12 protein-coding genes are annotated in these 14998 nt (G+C 69.6%); 6 read left to right on the top strand and 6 right to left on the bottom strand.

The features are described 5' to 3' along the window. Window positions 1–255: 255 nt before the first annotated feature. The 4 genes from AC07NG_RS19270 to AC07NG_RS19255 all read right to left on the bottom strand — a co-directional run bounded on the left by AC07NG_RS19270 (window position 256) and on the right by AC07NG_RS19255 (window position 5917). A complete protein-coding gene (locus AC07NG_RS19270) occupies window positions 256–1587 on the bottom strand; it encodes a dicarboxylate/amino acid:cation symporter (protein ID WP_494595724.1) in 1332 nt (443 codons plus the stop codon). Between the two features lie 114 nt (window positions 1588–1701). Further along, complete coding sequence (locus AC07NG_RS19265; RefSeq protein WP_494595722.1) at window positions 1702–2157, bottom strand: DUF6491 family protein; 456 nt, start codon at window positions 2155–2157, stop codon at window positions 1702–1704. A 97-nt stretch (window positions 2158–2254) separates the two neighbouring features. Continuing rightward, a complete protein-coding gene (locus tag AC07NG_RS19260; RefSeq protein WP_494595721.1) occupies window positions 2255–2668 on the bottom strand; it encodes a DUF6491 family protein in 414 nt (137 codons plus the stop codon). 78 nt (window positions 2669–2746) lie between these two features. Continuing rightward, window positions 2747–5917, bottom strand: coding sequence for a PAS domain S-box protein (locus AC07NG_RS19255; protein ID WP_494595719.1), 3171 nt, complete (start codon window positions 5915–5917; stop codon window positions 2747–2749). A 283-nt stretch (window positions 5918–6200) separates the two neighbouring features. On the opposite strand from AC07NG_RS19255, the gene AC07NG_RS19250 reads away from it, so the two are divergent. The 4 genes from AC07NG_RS19250 (at window position 6201) to AC07NG_RS19235 (ending at window position 11238) form a co-directional block, all read left to right on the top strand. Beyond that, entirely contained in the window at window positions 6201–6965 is a 765-nt protein-coding gene (locus tag AC07NG_RS19250) for an IclR family transcriptional regulator domain-containing protein (protein ID WP_487291696.1), read from the top strand. Window positions 6966–6976: 11 nt separating this feature from the next. Then, window positions 6977–8326 carry an MFS transporter gene (locus tag AC07NG_RS19245; protein WP_494595717.1) on the top strand — a complete coding sequence of 450 codons (1350 nt, stop codon included), beginning with the start codon at window positions 6977–6979 and terminating at the stop codon, window positions 8324–8326. Between the two features lie 23 nt (window positions 8327–8349). Then, complete coding sequence (locus tag AC07NG_RS19240; RefSeq protein ID WP_494595715.1) at window positions 8350–9825, top strand: NosD domain-containing protein; 1476 nt, start codon at window positions 8350–8352, stop codon at window positions 9823–9825. A 90-nt stretch (window positions 9826–9915) separates the two neighbouring features. Next, window positions 9916–11238, top strand: coding sequence for a carbohydrate porin (locus AC07NG_RS19235; protein ID WP_494595714.1), 1323 nt, complete (start codon window positions 9916–9918; stop codon window positions 11236–11238). Window positions 11239–11320: 82 nt separating this feature from the next. On the opposite strand, the gene AC07NG_RS19230 is transcribed toward AC07NG_RS19235, so the two are convergent. After that, window positions 11321–11728 carry a helix-turn-helix domain-containing protein gene (locus AC07NG_RS19230; RefSeq protein WP_110122149.1) on the bottom strand — a complete coding sequence of 136 codons (408 nt, stop codon included), beginning with the start codon at window positions 11726–11728 and terminating at the stop codon, window positions 11321–11323. A gap of 199 nt (window positions 11729–11927) precedes the next feature. Between AC07NG_RS19230 and AC07NG_RS19225 the strand changes: the two genes are divergently transcribed. Continuing rightward, the gene (locus AC07NG_RS19225) at window positions 11928–12941 is read left to right on the top strand and encodes an NAD(P)/FAD-dependent oxidoreductase (RefSeq protein ID WP_494595712.1); all 1014 of its coding nucleotides are present in this window, start codon (window positions 11928–11930) and stop codon (window positions 12939–12941) included. Window positions 12942–12973: 32 nt separating this feature from the next. Continuing rightward, entirely contained in the window at window positions 12974–14137 is a 1164-nt protein-coding gene (locus AC07NG_RS19220; RefSeq protein WP_492857482.1) for an acyl-CoA dehydrogenase family protein, read from the top strand. A gap of 63 nt (window positions 14138–14200) precedes the next feature. On the opposite strand, the gene AC07NG_RS19215 is transcribed toward AC07NG_RS19220, so the two are convergent. Next, on the bottom strand, window positions 14201–14929 hold the full coding sequence (locus AC07NG_RS19215) for an energy transducer TonB family protein (protein WP_494595710.1): 729 nt from the start codon (window positions 14927–14929) through the stop codon (window positions 14201–14203). Between the last annotated feature and the right edge of the window lie 69 nt (window positions 14930–14998).

The raw sequence follows: 14998 nt of genomic DNA, 5'->3' as shown, positions 1-14998 counted from the left end.
GCTAAACCACATCACGGTCTCCGGGCTCCGCCCGGCCGCTCCGCGCCTCCCCGACCTAACGCGCCTTCGCGCGGGAGCCTGAGAGGCCGTGTCCATGTGGCAAGGAACCTCCCCTTCTGGGGGAGGCGATCGCGCAGCGATCGGTGGGGGGAGTAACTGCGAAACCAGCCGCCGCCCCGGAAGCTGAAACCGGCCCCCCGCCGGCCTTTGGCCGCCTCCCCCAGAGGGGGAGGTTCCTTGGATCGGGAGAAGGATTTAGTCCGCGTCGTGCAGGGCGGGATCGGTCGTCAGCAGCACCGGGGTCGGCTCGCCGCCGGCCAGGGCCAGGTCGAGGGCGTCCTTGTCGAGGGCGTTGTCCCAGCGGGCGACGACGATCGTCGCCACCGCGTTGCCGATGAAGTTGGTCAGGGCCCGGCACTCGCTCATGAAACGGTCGACGCCGAGGATCAGCGCCATGCCGGCCACCGGCACGCTGGGCACCACCGACAGCGTCGCCGCCAGGGTGATGAAGCCCGCGCCCGTGACCCCCGCCGCGCCCTTGGACGACAGCATGGCCACGCCCAGCAGCAGGACCTGCTCCTCCAGCGACAGGTGCACGCCGGTGGCCTGGGCGATGAACAGGGCCGCCAGGGTCATGTAGATGTTGGTGCCGTCCAGATTGAACGAGTAGCCCAGCGGCACGACGAGGCCGACGACCGGCTTGGCGCAGCCGGCGCGTTCCAGCTTCTCGATCAGGCTGGGCAGGGCCGACTCCGACGAACTGGTGCCCAGCACCAGCAGCAGCTCGCCCTTCAGGTAGCGGATCAGCTTGAGGATCGAGAAGCCGTTGAACCGGGCCACCGCCCCCAGCACCACCAGCACGAAGATCAGCGAGGTCAGATAGAAGGTCCCGACCAGGGCGGCCAGGTTGATCACCGAGCCGATGCCGTACTTGCCGATCGTAAAGGCGAAAGCCCCGAAGGCGCCGATCGGGGCGGCCTTCATCAGGATGGCCACCAGCTTGAAGAAGGCGTGGGCGACGGCTTCCAGCAGGTCGATCACCGGCTGGCCGCGGTCGCCGACCAAGGCCAGGGCGATGCCGAACATCACCGAGAAGAACAGCACCTGCAGGATGTCGCCGTCGGCGAACGCCCCGGCCACGGTGGCCGGGATGATGTTCATCAGGAAGCCGACGATGGTCGTCTCGTGGGCCTTGGCGGCGTAGTCGGCGACCTTGGCGTTGTGCAGCGTGCTGGGGTCGACGTTCATGCCCGCGCCGGGATGCACGGCGTTGGCGATGATCAGGCCGATGATCAGGGCCAGGGTCGAGAAGGTCAGGAAGTAGGCGAAGGCCTTCAGCGCCACGCGGCCGAAGCGGCCGAGATCCCGCATGCCGGCGATGCCGGTCACCACCGTGAGGAAGATCACCGGAGCGATGACCATCTTCACCAGCTTGATGAAGGCGTCGCCCAGCGGTTTGAGGCTCTCGCCGAAGCCCGGCCAGAAGTGGCCGATCAGGGCGCCGGCGGCGATGGCGACCAGCACCTGGACGTAGAGGTGCGTGTACCAGGGGCCATGGCGCGGCGGGGCTGCGGCGGCGGGAAGCATGGCTCGTCTCCGGGGCCGCCGTCGCCGACCCCCGACGCCGCTGCGGCGCGGCATAGATGTCCCGCCGGCGCGCGCTGCGGCAAGTGCTTTCGAAAGGCGGGTCTGCTGGAAGCCTTACGACTTCGGCTGCTTCTTCTTCAGCGGCGGATAGGCCTTTTCGACCTCTTCGGGCGTCAGCCGGCGGATCGACTGGACCGGATAGGAGTGGCGGATCGTTTCGGGCACGATCACCTCGGCGTCGAGCGGCGAGCAGATCCAGGAGCCGCCGCGCGACTTGATGCCGATGCGCAGGGCGGTGTCGAGCTCGAACGAAGAGTAGAACAGCTTCAGTTCGTAGACTTCCTTGCGGCTGATTTCGACGTTCAGGGTCTTGTCGTCGACGACCTGATAGCCGCGGATGTTGTCGGCGAAGAAGCAGCTGTCGCGTCCGGACGCCTTGGCCGGCTTGGCCTTGGCGGCGGGCGCGGCTTCTGGGGCCGGGGTCTGGGCCAGGGCCGGCGCGGCCCAATTCGCCAGGGTCACGGCCGCCGTCAGGACCAGGGCGCTGAGAACGGAGACGGAGCGGCGCATGCGGGGCTCTCCCAAACTGGACGAGGGGTGATCATAAACCGGCGATTTTATCGCCGCATTGCCGATTTGCGGCCGATTGTGGCGGCCGCGCGGACGGTCAGGACTTCGGCTTCTTCTTCTTCAGCCGCGGCCAGGCCTCGGCGTATTCCTCGGGCGTCAGCCGGCGGATTTCGCGGACCTGGTAGCGGTCCGAACCGTTGGACTCGGGCACGACCACCGAGGCGTCTTGCGGCGCGCAGATCCACGAGCCGACGCGCGACTTGACGCCGATGCGGGTGGAGGTCTCCAGGTCGAAGGCCGAGCGCATCAGGGTCAGCTGATAGGCCTCGTCCTGGCGGATGTTGACGTTGATCGTCTTGGCGTCGACGACCTGATAGCCGCGCACCTGGTCGGCGAAGAAACAGCCGTCGCGCCGGGACGGCTTGGCCTTGGCGGCGTCGGCCGCCAGGGCTGGCGCCGCGAGGGCGACGGTCAGGATCAGGGCGCTGAGGACGGTGACGGAGCGGCGCATGACGAGGCTCTCCCGAAGGGTCTGGCGCTCACCATAGACCTGCGGCTCGACGGCCTGCAACTTCACCGACGTCTGTTGTCAGGCGGCCTGCCGCGACAGGTCCTCGATCCAGGCGTCGAGGTCGGCCCGGGCCCGCCGGACGCCGGCCCGCAGGCGCGCCAGCGGCTCGTCCAGCGGCAGGTCCTCGACGCAGGCCGTCTCCAGGTCGGCGGCCATGTGGCTGAGCTGCATGAAGCCGAGGATACCGGCCGATCCCGCCAGACGGTGGGCGTCCTCGCGCAGCACCTCGGGCGCCTCGTCGAGGAAGCGGGCGTCCAGTTGCTGGCGCAGCATGCCGGCCAGGCGGGCGGTGCGCGCCGCGCCCATGGTGGCGGCCAGGGCCTTGCGGGTGGCGGCCTCGTCGGCGTCCTGCGCCGAGCGCTCGGCGACGAAACCGGCGCTCCCCGGGTGCTGGGACAGATGATGGGTCAGGGCCTGGTCGAGGTCGCGCTCGCTCAGCGGCTTGAGCAGATGGCCGACCATGCCGGCGTCCAGGCAGGCGGCGATCTGCTGGGGCGCGCCGCTGGCAGTCAGGGCCAGCACCGGGGCGGTCGTCAGTCCGCGGCGGCGCAGCTCGCGCGTCGCCGTCAGGCCGTCGATCACCGGCATGTGGACGTCCATCAGCACCAGGTCGAAGGCGGCGTTTTCCAGCGCCTTAAGGGCCTCGGCGCCGTCGGCGGCGGTCTCGACCGCGCAGCCGCGACGCTCCAGCAGTTCGCGGAAGAGTTCGCGGTTCAGTTCGACGTCGTCGACCAGCAGGATGCGGCGGCCGGGGAAGACGGCGCGGACCGAGGCCTCGGCCGACGGCGTCGCGGCTTCGCCATGGGCCAGGGGCAGGGCGATCTCGAAGGCGAAGATCGAGCCTTCGCCGACCTCGCTCTCGACCCAGATGCGGCCGCCCATCAGCTCGACCAGCTCGCGCGAGATGGCCAGGCCCAGGCCCGTGCCGCCGAAGGTGCGGGTCACCGAGCTGTCGGTCTGGGAGAAGCGTTTGAACAGGCGGTCCAGCTTGTCGGGCGCGATGCCGACGCCGTTGTCCTCGACGCTGAGGCGCAGCCGGGCGCGGCCGCCTTCGCAGCCGAGGAGCTCGACGCGGGTGGTCACCGTGCCCTGGCGGGTGAACTTCACGGCGTTGGACAGGAGATTCAGCAGCACCTGGCGCAGGCGATGGCGGTCGCCGACATAGCGGCCGTCCAGGTCGCCGACGATGCGCAGGTCGACCTGATGCTCGCCCGCCTGGGTCTCCACCATGGCCGTGGTCTCGACGATCATGTCCTTCAGCGAGAACGGATCGCTTTCCAGGGTGACGGCGCGGGCCTCGAGCTTGGAGAAGTCGAGCACGTCGTTGATCAGGGCGTTCAGCGCCTCGCCGGCGCCGCGCACCCGTTCGGCGCGCCGACGGTCCTCGAGCCCGAGATTGGGACTTTCGGCCAGCAGGCGCGAGAAGCCGATCACCCCGTTCAGCGGCGTGCGCAGCTCGTGGCTCATATTGGCCAGGAACTCGGCCTTGGCGTGGTTGGCGCTTTCGGCGGCGTCGCGGGCCGAGGCCAGCTGGGTGGCCATGGCGGCCAGCTCCAGGGTCTGGCGCTCCAGGGCTTCCTGGGCCTCGACCCGGGCGGTCTGGTCCTGGACCTGGGCGATGAAGTGCCGGGGCGAGCCGTCCGGAGCCCGCACCAGCGACACCGAAAGGTGTACCCAGACGATGCGCCCTTCCTTGTGGATGTAGCGCTTGTCCATGGCGTAGCTGGTGATCTCGCCGTCGATCAGTCGGCCCAGCAGCGACAGGTCCTTGTCGAGGTCGGACGGGTAGGTGATCGTCTGGAAGTCCGTTCGCAGCATCTCGGTTTCGCTGTAGCCGACGATGCCGCAGAAGGCGGCGTTGATCTTGTTGAAGCCGCCGTCGAGCGTGACGAGAGCCATGCCCACCGAGGCGCTGTGGAAGGCGGTCTCGAACTCCTCCATCTGCGCCTTGCGGGCGCTGATGTCGTGCATCAGGGCGGTGAACTGCCAGCCGTCGTTGCTGCGGGCGGCGCTGATCGCCAGTTCGATCGGGAAGCTCAGGCCGTCGCGGCGCACGGCCGGGACCTCGATCCGCTGGTCCAGGACCACGCCTTCGCCGGTGGAAAGGAAGCGCTGCAGGCCCCGCTGGTGGGACTCGCGCAGGCCTTCGGGGATGATCAGGTCGGCCAGGCGGCGGCCGATCGCCTCCTCGGCGCGCCAGCCGAAGGTGGTCTCGGCGAAGCGGTTCCAGTCGGTGACGACGCCGTGCTCGTCCATGCCGACGATGGCCTGGTAGGCGTCGGCGATGACGCGGCGGGCGCGGGCTTCGCTGGCTTCCAGCTTGCGGCGCAGGGCGCGTTCCTCGGTGATGTCGCGTAGCACGCCGAACACGGCGACCACGCGGCCGTTCTCGTCGAGCTCGCAGGTCGCGCGCGAATGGCCCTGGCGGATGGCGCCGTCGGCGCGCAGCAGGCGCACCTCGTGCTCGATCACCGTCCGGTCGACGACCACCTGATGGGCGCGGGCCTGGGCGGCGGCGCGGTCGTCGGGATGGTACATCTCCAGCCAGTTGTCGAAGGTCGGCGTGAACTGCGCCCGGTCGCGGCCGTAGATCCGATAGACCTCGTCCGACCAGCCGATGGTGCGGTTCACCAGGTCGCAGCGCCAGTGACCGACGCCGGAGATGGTCTCGGTCATCGACAGGATGCGGCGCTGCTCGGCGGCCTGGCGCTCGGCGCGGCTCTTCTCCATGCGGGCCACGACCGCGTCGGCCAGGATGCGCAGGCGGTCGAGCTCGTCGTCGCTGGGGCGCGGGCGGGGATCGGTGTCGATGACGCAGAGCGTGCCGAGATTGGCGCCGTCGCGATCGCTGAGCACCGCGCCGGCGTAGAAGCGGATGTCCGGCGCGCCGGTGACCAGGGGATTGGCGGCGAAGCGCGGGTCGCGGGTGGCGTCCTCGACCACCATCACCGAATGCGGTTCCTGCCGCAGGGCGTGGGCGCAGAAGGCCAGTTCGCGCGGGGTGGATTCAGCGCCCAGGCCGTGACGGGACTTGAACCACTGCCGGTGCTCGTCGACGAGCGAGATCAGGGCGATGGGCGCGCCGAACAGTTCCGCGGCGAAGGCGGTCAGCTGGTCGAACGACGGCTCGGGGGCCGTGTCGAGGATGCGGTAGGAGGCCAGGGCCGCCAATCGGTCTTGTTCGAGCATCGGAACGCGTCGCTATCTGGAGGCGAGCAACCTGCCTCCGCTGCGCTTCATATCTCCTGAACGAACGCCGTTTTGCGCTGCGGCCGATTGAAGCAGAGCCGGAGAGGGGATCTCCGCACCGGCCATTTTTGACGGATCTGGAAGTTTCCGTTGGGGAAGACACGGCGCTTGCGGTCGGCTTCGTTTTGCGCTTTCAATCCCCGACATCGAAATTTCGCACAAATGTTCGCATTGCGCACAAATGTCGAAACTTCTGACAAAGATGACAAAAAGGGTGAGAAACGTGACGGCTTCGGCCCCAGGCAAGGACTACGTGCAGGCGTTCGCCCGCGGCCTCGACGTGATCCGGGCCTTCGACGCCGATCACCCCAGGATGACGCTGAGCCAGGTGGCCGAGCGCACGGGCCTGACCCGCGCCGCCGCCCGCCGCTTCCTTCTAACGCTGGTGGACGAGGGCTACGCCTTCAGCGACGGCAAGACCTTCGGTCTGGCCCCCCGGGTGCTGGACCTGGGCTTCGCCTATCTGTCGACCCTGGGCATGTGGGAGTCGGCGCAGACCGTGCTGACCGACGTCACCCGCCGCATCGGCGAGTCGTGCTCGGCCAGCGTCCTGGACGGCGACGAGATCGTCTATGTCGCCCGGGTCGCCGCCAGCCGGATCATGACCGTGGGCCTGCGGGTGGGCAGCCGCCTGCCGGCCTTCCACACCTCGATGGGCCGCATGCTGCTGGCGCATCTGCCGCCGGCCGAGCTGGACCGCATGCTCGAAGGCCGCACCTTCGAGAAGCTGACCCCCAACACCGTCACCGACACCGAGGAGCTGCGGGCGATCCTGAAGCGCACCGCCCAGCAGGGCTGGTCGCTGACCGACCAGGAGCTGGAGATCGGCCTTTTGTCCATCGCCGTGCCGCTGCGCGACCGCACCGGCCGGGTGGCGGCGGCGATCAACGTCTCCACCCACGCCAGCCGCACCACGCCCCAGCAACTGATCGACACCGTCCTGCCGGTGCTGCGCGAAGCGGCCGGCAAGATCGTCTCGATCGTTTGAGGAACGCCGCCATGTCCCAAGCTTCCCAGATGGGCGCCAAGCCCGTCGAGATCGGCCCGCTGCTCGATCACGGCCCGTGGGGCGGCTACCAGAAGCTCGTCCTGTTCATGACCGCCCTGGCGGTGATCCTCGACGGCTTCGACAACCAGGTGCTGGGCTTCGCCATTCCGGCCATCGTCAAGGAATGGGGCGTCAGCCGCGCCGCCTTCGCCCCGATCTTCGCCATCGGCTTCCTGGGCATGAGCCTGGGCACGGCCCTGGGCGGCATGCTCGGCGACCGGGCCGGGCGGCGCACGGCGCTGATCGCGGCGGTGGCCCTGTTCGGCGTCTCCACCCTGGCCTCGGCCTTCGCGCCGAACCTTGTCTGGCTGGGCGTGTTGCGGACCATCTCGGGCTTTGGCCTCGGCGCGGCCATGCCCAACGCCACCACCCTGATCGCCGAGTTCAGCCCCACCCGCCGCCGCAGCCTGGCGGTGACCCTGGGCATCGTCTGCATCCCGCTGGGCGGCCTGGTCGGCGGCCTGATCGCCGCCCACACCCTGCCGAGCCTGGGCTGGCGGGCGCTGTTCATCATGGGCGGGATCGCGCCGCTGATCCTGACCGGCGTGCTGGCGGTCTGGCTGCCGGAATCGCCGCGCTACTTGGCCGGCCGTCCGAGCCGCGCCGGCGAGCTGGACAAGGTCATGGCCCGCATGGGCCACGCCCACGACGGCGCCGGCTTCACCGACCACGGCGAGACCCAGGTAAAGCGCGCCTCGTTCGGCCAGTTGTTCGACCAGGCCTTCCGTCTCGACACCGTGGCCCTGTGGGGCGCGTTCTTCTTCTGCATCCTGTCGACCTATGTCGTGTTCAGCTGGGCGCCGTCGATGCTGTCGGCGTCGGGCTTCGACCTGGCCGTGTCGAGCAACGGCCTGGCGGCCTTCAATCTCGGCGGCGTGCTGGGCGCGGTGGCCGGGGCCTGGGCGATCCTGCGCTACGGCTCGCGGGTCTCGATGCTGGTCATGGCGGGCGGCGCGGTGATCTCGTGCGCCCTGCTGGCCCTGACCCCGCTGGACGCAGGCCATGGCGCGACCCGCCTGATGGCCGGGCTGTTCGTCGCCGGGGCCTTCATCAACGGCGTGCAGACCACGCTCTACGCCCTGGCCGCCCAGGTCTATCCGGCCGCGGTGCGGGCCACCGGCGTCGGCGCCACCGCCGCCGTCGGACGCCTGGGCGCGATCGTCAGTTCCTTCGTCGGAGCGGCTGTCGTCTCGACCGGAGGCGCGGCCTATTTCGGCGCGATCGCCCTGACCATGACCTTCACCCTCGTCAGCCTGGCGCTCATCCGCCGACACGCCCCGCGCGCCCTGGCTTCGGCCTGACGCAAAACCACAAGGAAGACGCCATGCGAAAGCTCCTCCTGCTTGCCGCCGTCGCGGCCATCCTTCCGGCGGCCGTCCAGGCCCAGACCGCGGTCACGCCCGACACGCGCGAAGTATTGAAGGTCGACCGCCCGGCCGACGACGGCCAGCCTGGCTCGCTGCGCTGGGCGCTCGAGACCAGCAACGCCGCGCCCGGCCGCTACCGCATCGAGATCGTCCCGACCGGTCCGGGCCCCATCGAACTGCGCGTCGACTCGCCGCTGCCGCCCATCAAGGGGCCGGTGAAGATCGAGGGCACAGCCTGGAAGGCCGACGGCCGCTACGCCGTCATCGACGGCTCGGGCTACGTCAAGCGCGACCTCAAGGACTGCCCCGGGGCCAATCCGGCCGAGTACGGCACCAACATCCGCACCACCACCAAGCCTGGCCTGGCTCTGATCGACACCCGCGAGGTCGAGCTGACGGGCCTGGAGGTGCGCAACTTCTGCATCGGCGTGCTGGTGCTGCGGACCAGCAACTCGGTCTTCCACGACAACCGCTTCGTGCGGAACATCGGCGGGGCCGGGGTGATGTTCAGCGGCGACGACGGGCAGGGCGGCTCGACCGCCACCACCACGATCAACAACAAGGTCCTGCGCAACGTCTTCTACGAGAACGGCGATGGGCTGGAGCTGACCCGCGGCGCGGCCTTCAACCTGGTGGCCGACAACGTGTTCGACGCCGGCGAGGACAATCTGGAGCCCTCGCAGGGGATCGAGATCCTGCGCGGCAACGACAACACCGTCGTGCGCAACCTCTTCCAGAACTACACCGACGGCCTGCAGATCAACTGGGGCAGCCGCAACTATCTCGGCGCCAACGTCTTCCGGGCCAACGGCTTCGGGATCAGCCTGACCGGCGACGGGAACATCGTCGACGGCAACGTCATCAACGGCAACGCCGTGGGCGTGGCCGTACGGTCCGAGGCCGGCGCGACCGCCAATCGCATCAGCCGCAACCGCATCTTCGCCAACGCCGCCCCGATCAGCCGCTGCTCGGCCGGCGGCAGCTGCGATCCCAAGCTGGCCAAGGGCGGGATCGTGCTGGGCCTGCCGGGCCTGGAGCACGCCAGCTTCGTGGGCAAGCGCGGCTACGGCGTCTCGACCGACACCAGCAAGATGGCCCGCATCTGCCCCGAGGCGCAGCCCTGTCAGGGCCTGCCCAATGGCGGCCAGGCCGCGCCCGTCATCGAGGGCGTCAAGGCCGGCGCCGTCGAGGGAACGGTCAAGGCCTCGCCCGGTCAGGTGGTCACGGTCGAACTGTTCGCCAACCGCACGGCCGACGCCAACCAGGGCGAGACCTTCGTCGCCGACCAGGTGGTCGCCGCCAATGCCGACGGGGAGGCGCGCTTCGCCATCCCGTTGCCGAAAGACCTGTCCGCCCAGTTCCTGACCGCCACGGCCACTTCGGCCGGCGGCGCGACGTCCAGCTTCAGCGCGCCATCCCCCCTGGCGCGCTGAACGACCGGGCTCCGCGTGCCCCCAAGGGCGGAGCCCGGTCCCCCATCGACTTTAGAGACGCGGATCCTGCCGGACCGCGAAGGAGGTTCCATGTCGCGGATCCTGATGCTGGCCGCCTCGATGCTGGCGCCCTCAGTGCTGGCTTTGACCGGTGCGGCGCAAGCGGCCGAGCCGGCCCAACCAAGCCAGGACTGGAAGGTCCGCTCCACCCTGACCGGCGACTGGGGCGGCCTGCGCTCGCGGCTCAAGGCCAAGGGCGTGACCCTCAGCCTCGGCTACGCTTCCGAAAGCGCCCTGACCCTGTCGGGCGGCAAGGAGGGCGGCGGCGTCGGCGGCTACACCCAGGAACTCAACGCCCGCGCCGTGCTCGACATGAGCAAGCTGGCCGGGATCGACGGCGCGGTGGTCAACATCGCCGTCGAGGAGCGCACCGGCCGCAACCTCTCGACCGAGGGCGTCGGCAACCTCTTTATGGTGCAGGAGCTTTATGGCGCGGGCATGGACTTCCGCATCTCCGAGCTGACCTGGGCACAAGGCTTCGCCGGTGACAAGTTCAACGTGAAGGCCGGCCTGATGCACACCGGCGACGACTTCGGCTCGTCGGCCCTGAACTGCAACTTCCAGAACTTCGCCTTCTGCCCGCGCTCGCCGGCGCTACTCTACAACAGCGGCTTCTCGGGCTATCCGGCCCCGCGCTGGGCCGCGCGGGCGCGGCTGCGGCCGGCCAAGGACTGGACGGTCACGGCCGGGGTCTACGAGGTCAACGCCTACCGCGTGCAGGAGAACAAGGGCTGGAACCTGGCCATCGACTCCAACGGCGTGCTGCTGCCGGTCGAGATCGGCTGGGCCAAGCCCGACAAGGGGCCAGGCAGCCTGCCGGGCTTCTATCACGTGGGCGGCTACTACGAGACGGCCGAGCGCTCGAATGTCTACAGCGACGCCCTGGGCCGGTCGTACGTGCTGAACGGCACGAGCCCGGCGCTGGAGGACAGCCGCTGGGGCGCCTGGGCGATGGGCGAGCAGATGGTCTGGCGCAAGGGACCGGCGGCCTTGAGCGTCTTCGCCAACGCCCTGGCTTTCGATCGCTCGACGGCGCGCTACAGCCATTTCTACAGCGCGGGCCTGGTGCGCACCGCGCCGTTCGCCAGCCGACCCAAGGACAAGACCGGCGTCGCCGTCGCCTATGTGCGGGTCAACGAGCGGCTGGAAGACGCCCAGCGCGAGCGGGCGACCCTGACCGGAGACTGGAGCGGGGTGCAGACCAGCGAGAGCTCGGTCGAGGCCTTCTATGCGGCCCAGGCGACGGGATGGCTGGTGGTGCGGCCGAACCTGCAGTTCATCCATCGCCCAGGGGCGACGGGCTCGATCCCGGACGCCTGGGTGGGCGGGCTGACGCTGCGGGCGGCGCTGTAGGGGGCGCTCGGCTCAAAACAGAAACGCCTTCCTGGCCGGCGGCGAGGAAGGCGTTGCTTTAACGGAGGGACGAGGTCCAGGGTCAGGCCGGATCGTCGTCCACCATGGCTTTGACCAGGTCGACCACGCGGCGGCGCAGGCGACGGTCGCCGAGGCGGGGGAACAGGTCGGCCAGTTCCAGACCCTCGGGCGTGGCCACGAACTGGGTCATGCGCTGGGCGACGCCGTCGTCCTCGCCGTTGTCGGTCTCGTCCAGGCCTTCGAAAAAGTAGGACACCGGCGACTGCAGCAGGCGGGCGGCGTCATAGAGCTTGCTGGCGCTGATGCGGTTGGCGCCGCGTTCGTACTTCTGGATCTGCTGGAAGGTGATGCCCAGGGCGTCGGCGAGCTGCGTCTGGCTCAAGCCGAGGACCTTGCGTCGAATCCGCATACGGGCGCCCACATAGATGTCGACGGGATGGGCGGGATCGACGGCGGGCTTCTGGGTCATTCTGTCTCGTCCTCGGCGGACCGCGATGCACGTGGTGCGGTTGTTTAATGGGCAGAATAGACCGCTGATCGTATTCCGTCACGTCGCCACGACGTCGCATGTCGCTAACTCGACACAAAAGCAGCCCCTGAAACGTCGTCTGGGCGACGTAAAAGCATTCTGACTTGACCTTTCGGTCGCCGGGCGGTGTCTGCCGCCCATGATTTTGCAGTCAGGCGCGCCCGTGGCGGTGGCCGGAGCCGGGGCCTTCGGGTCGGCGACGGCGCTGATTCTCTCCCGACTCGGCTTCCAGGTGACGGTGTTCGACCCCGCGGCGCCGGGCGACAACGCCTCCGGCGTGGCCGCGGGCATGCTGGCGCCGGCGGCCGAGGCGGTGTTCGATCCGGTGTCGCGCGGGCACATGCCCGTGCTGCGGCGGGGCCGCGATCGCTGGAGAGCCTTCGCCGAGGACCTGGGGATCGCGCTTGATCGCGGCGGTCTCTCCATCGAGGGCGAAGCGTCTTTTCTGGCCGAGATCGAGGCCGCCCTGGTCGAGGCCGGCGCGGACTTTTCGCGTACGCCGGACGGCCTGTTCAGCGACGAGGACTGGCGACTGGACGCGCGCCAGACCCTGGCCACTCTGCGTGACGCCGCTTCGGAAGCGGGCGCCGTCTTCGATCCCCGCGCGGCGACCGCCTTCGCGGACGGTCGGCTGACCCTGGCCGACGGCGCGGTCCTGGCCTTCGACGCCCTGGTCGTGGCGACCGGCGCGGGCGGCGAGGGGCTCGCGCCCGAACTGTCGGCCCTGACGCCGATCAAGGGCCAGATCCTGCGCTTCGATGCGCCGATGGCCGAAGGGCCGGTGCTGCGGGGCAAGGGGGTCTATGTCGCGCCGGGGCCGAGACCCGCGATCGGGGCGACGATGGAGGCCGGGCGCGACGACCGCGAGGCCGACCCGGCGGTGGTCGAACCGCTGCGCGCCGCCGCTGAACGCTTGCGGCCCGAACTAGCCGGCGCGTCGGCCAGCATCGAGGTTGGCGTGCGCGCCTCGACGTCGGACGGTCTTCCTCTGGTCGGCGAAAGCCGGGCGGCGGGCGTGATCCTGGCGGCGGGCGCGCGCCGCAACGGCTGGCTGCTCGCTCCGCTTGTGGCCGACATGGTCGCGGCGTATCTGACGGGCGCCGATCCCGGAGAGGACGCGGCCGCCTTCGACCCGCGGCGTTTCGAAGGCTAGAAAAGAACGACAGAGCGCAGGGAAGGGACGACATGGCCGGTTTCTGGCTGACCGAGGAACAGGAAGCGATCCGCGAAGGCGTGGCCAAGGTGTGCGCCGCCTTCGACGACGAGTACTGGCGGCGGACCGACGAGACCGGAAACTTCCCCGAGGCCTTCGTGGCCGCCATCGCCGAAGGCGGCTGGCTGGGCGTGGCCATGCCCGAGAGCGTCGGCGGGGCGGGCCTGGGCCTGACCGAGGCGGCCGTGATGATGCAGACCGTGGCCCAGTCGGGCGCGGGCTTCTCCGGCGCCTCGGCCATCCACCTCAACATCTTCGGCCCGATGCCGCTGGTGAAGTTCGGGACCGACGAGCAGCGCGAGCGCCTGCTGCCGCGCCTGATCTCGGGCGAGGACAAGATGTGCTTCGCCGTCACCGAGCCCAATTCGGGCCTGGACACTTCGAGCCTGGAGACCCGGGCCGAGAAGGTCGACGGCGGCTATCGCCTCAACGGCCGCAAGATCTGGACGACCGGCGCCCAGCGCGCCAACAAGATCCTGATCATCGCCCGCACCACCCCCAAGGACCAGTGCGCCAAGCCGACCGGCGGGCTGTCGCTGTTCTACACCGACCGCGAGCACATCGAGGCCAAGCCGATCCCGAAGATGGGCCGCAAGGCGGTCGAGTGTAACATGCTTTTTATCGAGGACCTGTTCGTGCCCCAGGAGGACCTGGTGGGCGAGGAGGGCAAGGGCTTCCAGTACCTGCTGCACGGCCTCAACCCCGAGCGGGTGCTGTTCGCGGTGGAGGCCATCGGCCTGGGCCGGGCGGCTCTGGCGAAAGCCTCGACCTACGCCAAGGAGCGCGTGGTGTTCGGCCGGCCGATCGGCCAGAACCAGGGCGTGGCCCACCCGCTGGCCAAGTCGTGGGCGGAGCTGGAGGCGGCCAACCTTATGGCCTTTAAGGCCGCGGCTCTCTACGACGCCGGCAAGGACTGCGGGGCCGAGGCCAACGCCGCCAAGTACCTGGGCGCGGAAGCCGGTTTCACGGCCTGCGAGGCCTCGGTGCTGGCCCATGGCGGCATGGGCTACGCCAAGGAGTACGACGTCGAGCGCTATTTCCGCGAGGCGATGATCGCCCGTATCGCGCCGGTCAGCCGCGAGATGATCCTGAACTTCATCGCCGAGCGCGTGCTCGGCCTTCCCAAAAGCTATTAGGCCAAAAGCTATTGATGAACTCGGACGGGCGACCCGATACGCGGTCGCCCGTCCGACGCCCCCTCAGTCAGCGGCGTTGAAGCGGATGGGGATCCTCACCTGCGCGCCGTCGACCGCCTGGCCGTTCTCGAGCTGCGGTTTCATCTTGAAGAACCGCGCCAGTTTCAGGGCCGCGGAGCCGAAGCCCTCGCTGGCCGGGTTTTCATCGACTACCATGCAGTTCTGCACCGTGCCCTTGGCGGTGACCGCGCAGTTCAGCGTCGCGCCGCCCGACACCCCGCGCCGCTGGGCGCCTTCGGGGTAATAGCGCGACATGTCGTCGGCGCTGGGCATCCTCAGCCAGGTCGCCCGGGTGATGGTCTTCGGCGCCGGGGCCGCGGGCGGTCCTGGAGGCGCCGGCGGATCGGCGGTGAAGCGCGGCGGTTCGGCGTTGGTCGGCGGACCCGGGTTCTCGGGGATCGGCACGGGCAGGGGCTCGGGCGTCGGGAACGGCGTGGGCAGCGGCGGATGCACCGGGATGGGGTTGGCGGACCGGGGCGGCGTCGGCGCCGGTTTTTCCGGCGGCGGCGGAGGCGGCGGCTTGGGGACGAACGGCTGCAGCTCGAAGCCGCCGTCGTCGACGATCTCGGTCGGCATCGTCACGTACTTCTGCACCGCGATGTAGGCGAACAGAGCCACGTGCGCCGCGCCGGAGATCGCCAGGGCGGCGACCAGCCCCTTGGAGAGCTTGCGCTTCTCGTCACGGTCCAGGCCGGCGATGCGCGGGTTGAAGTCGGCGGGTTGGGCGATCATGGCGACCTCCAAAGAGCGGCGTCGATCAACTTCGACACGCCGACGCTCACATGGAGAATGACGTGTGTA

Source organism: Caulobacter sp. GW821-FHT10C03 (assembly GCF_059415485.1).
Note: the sequence above shows the minus strand (reverse complement) of the source record. Positions and strands in the feature narration are given on the sequence as shown.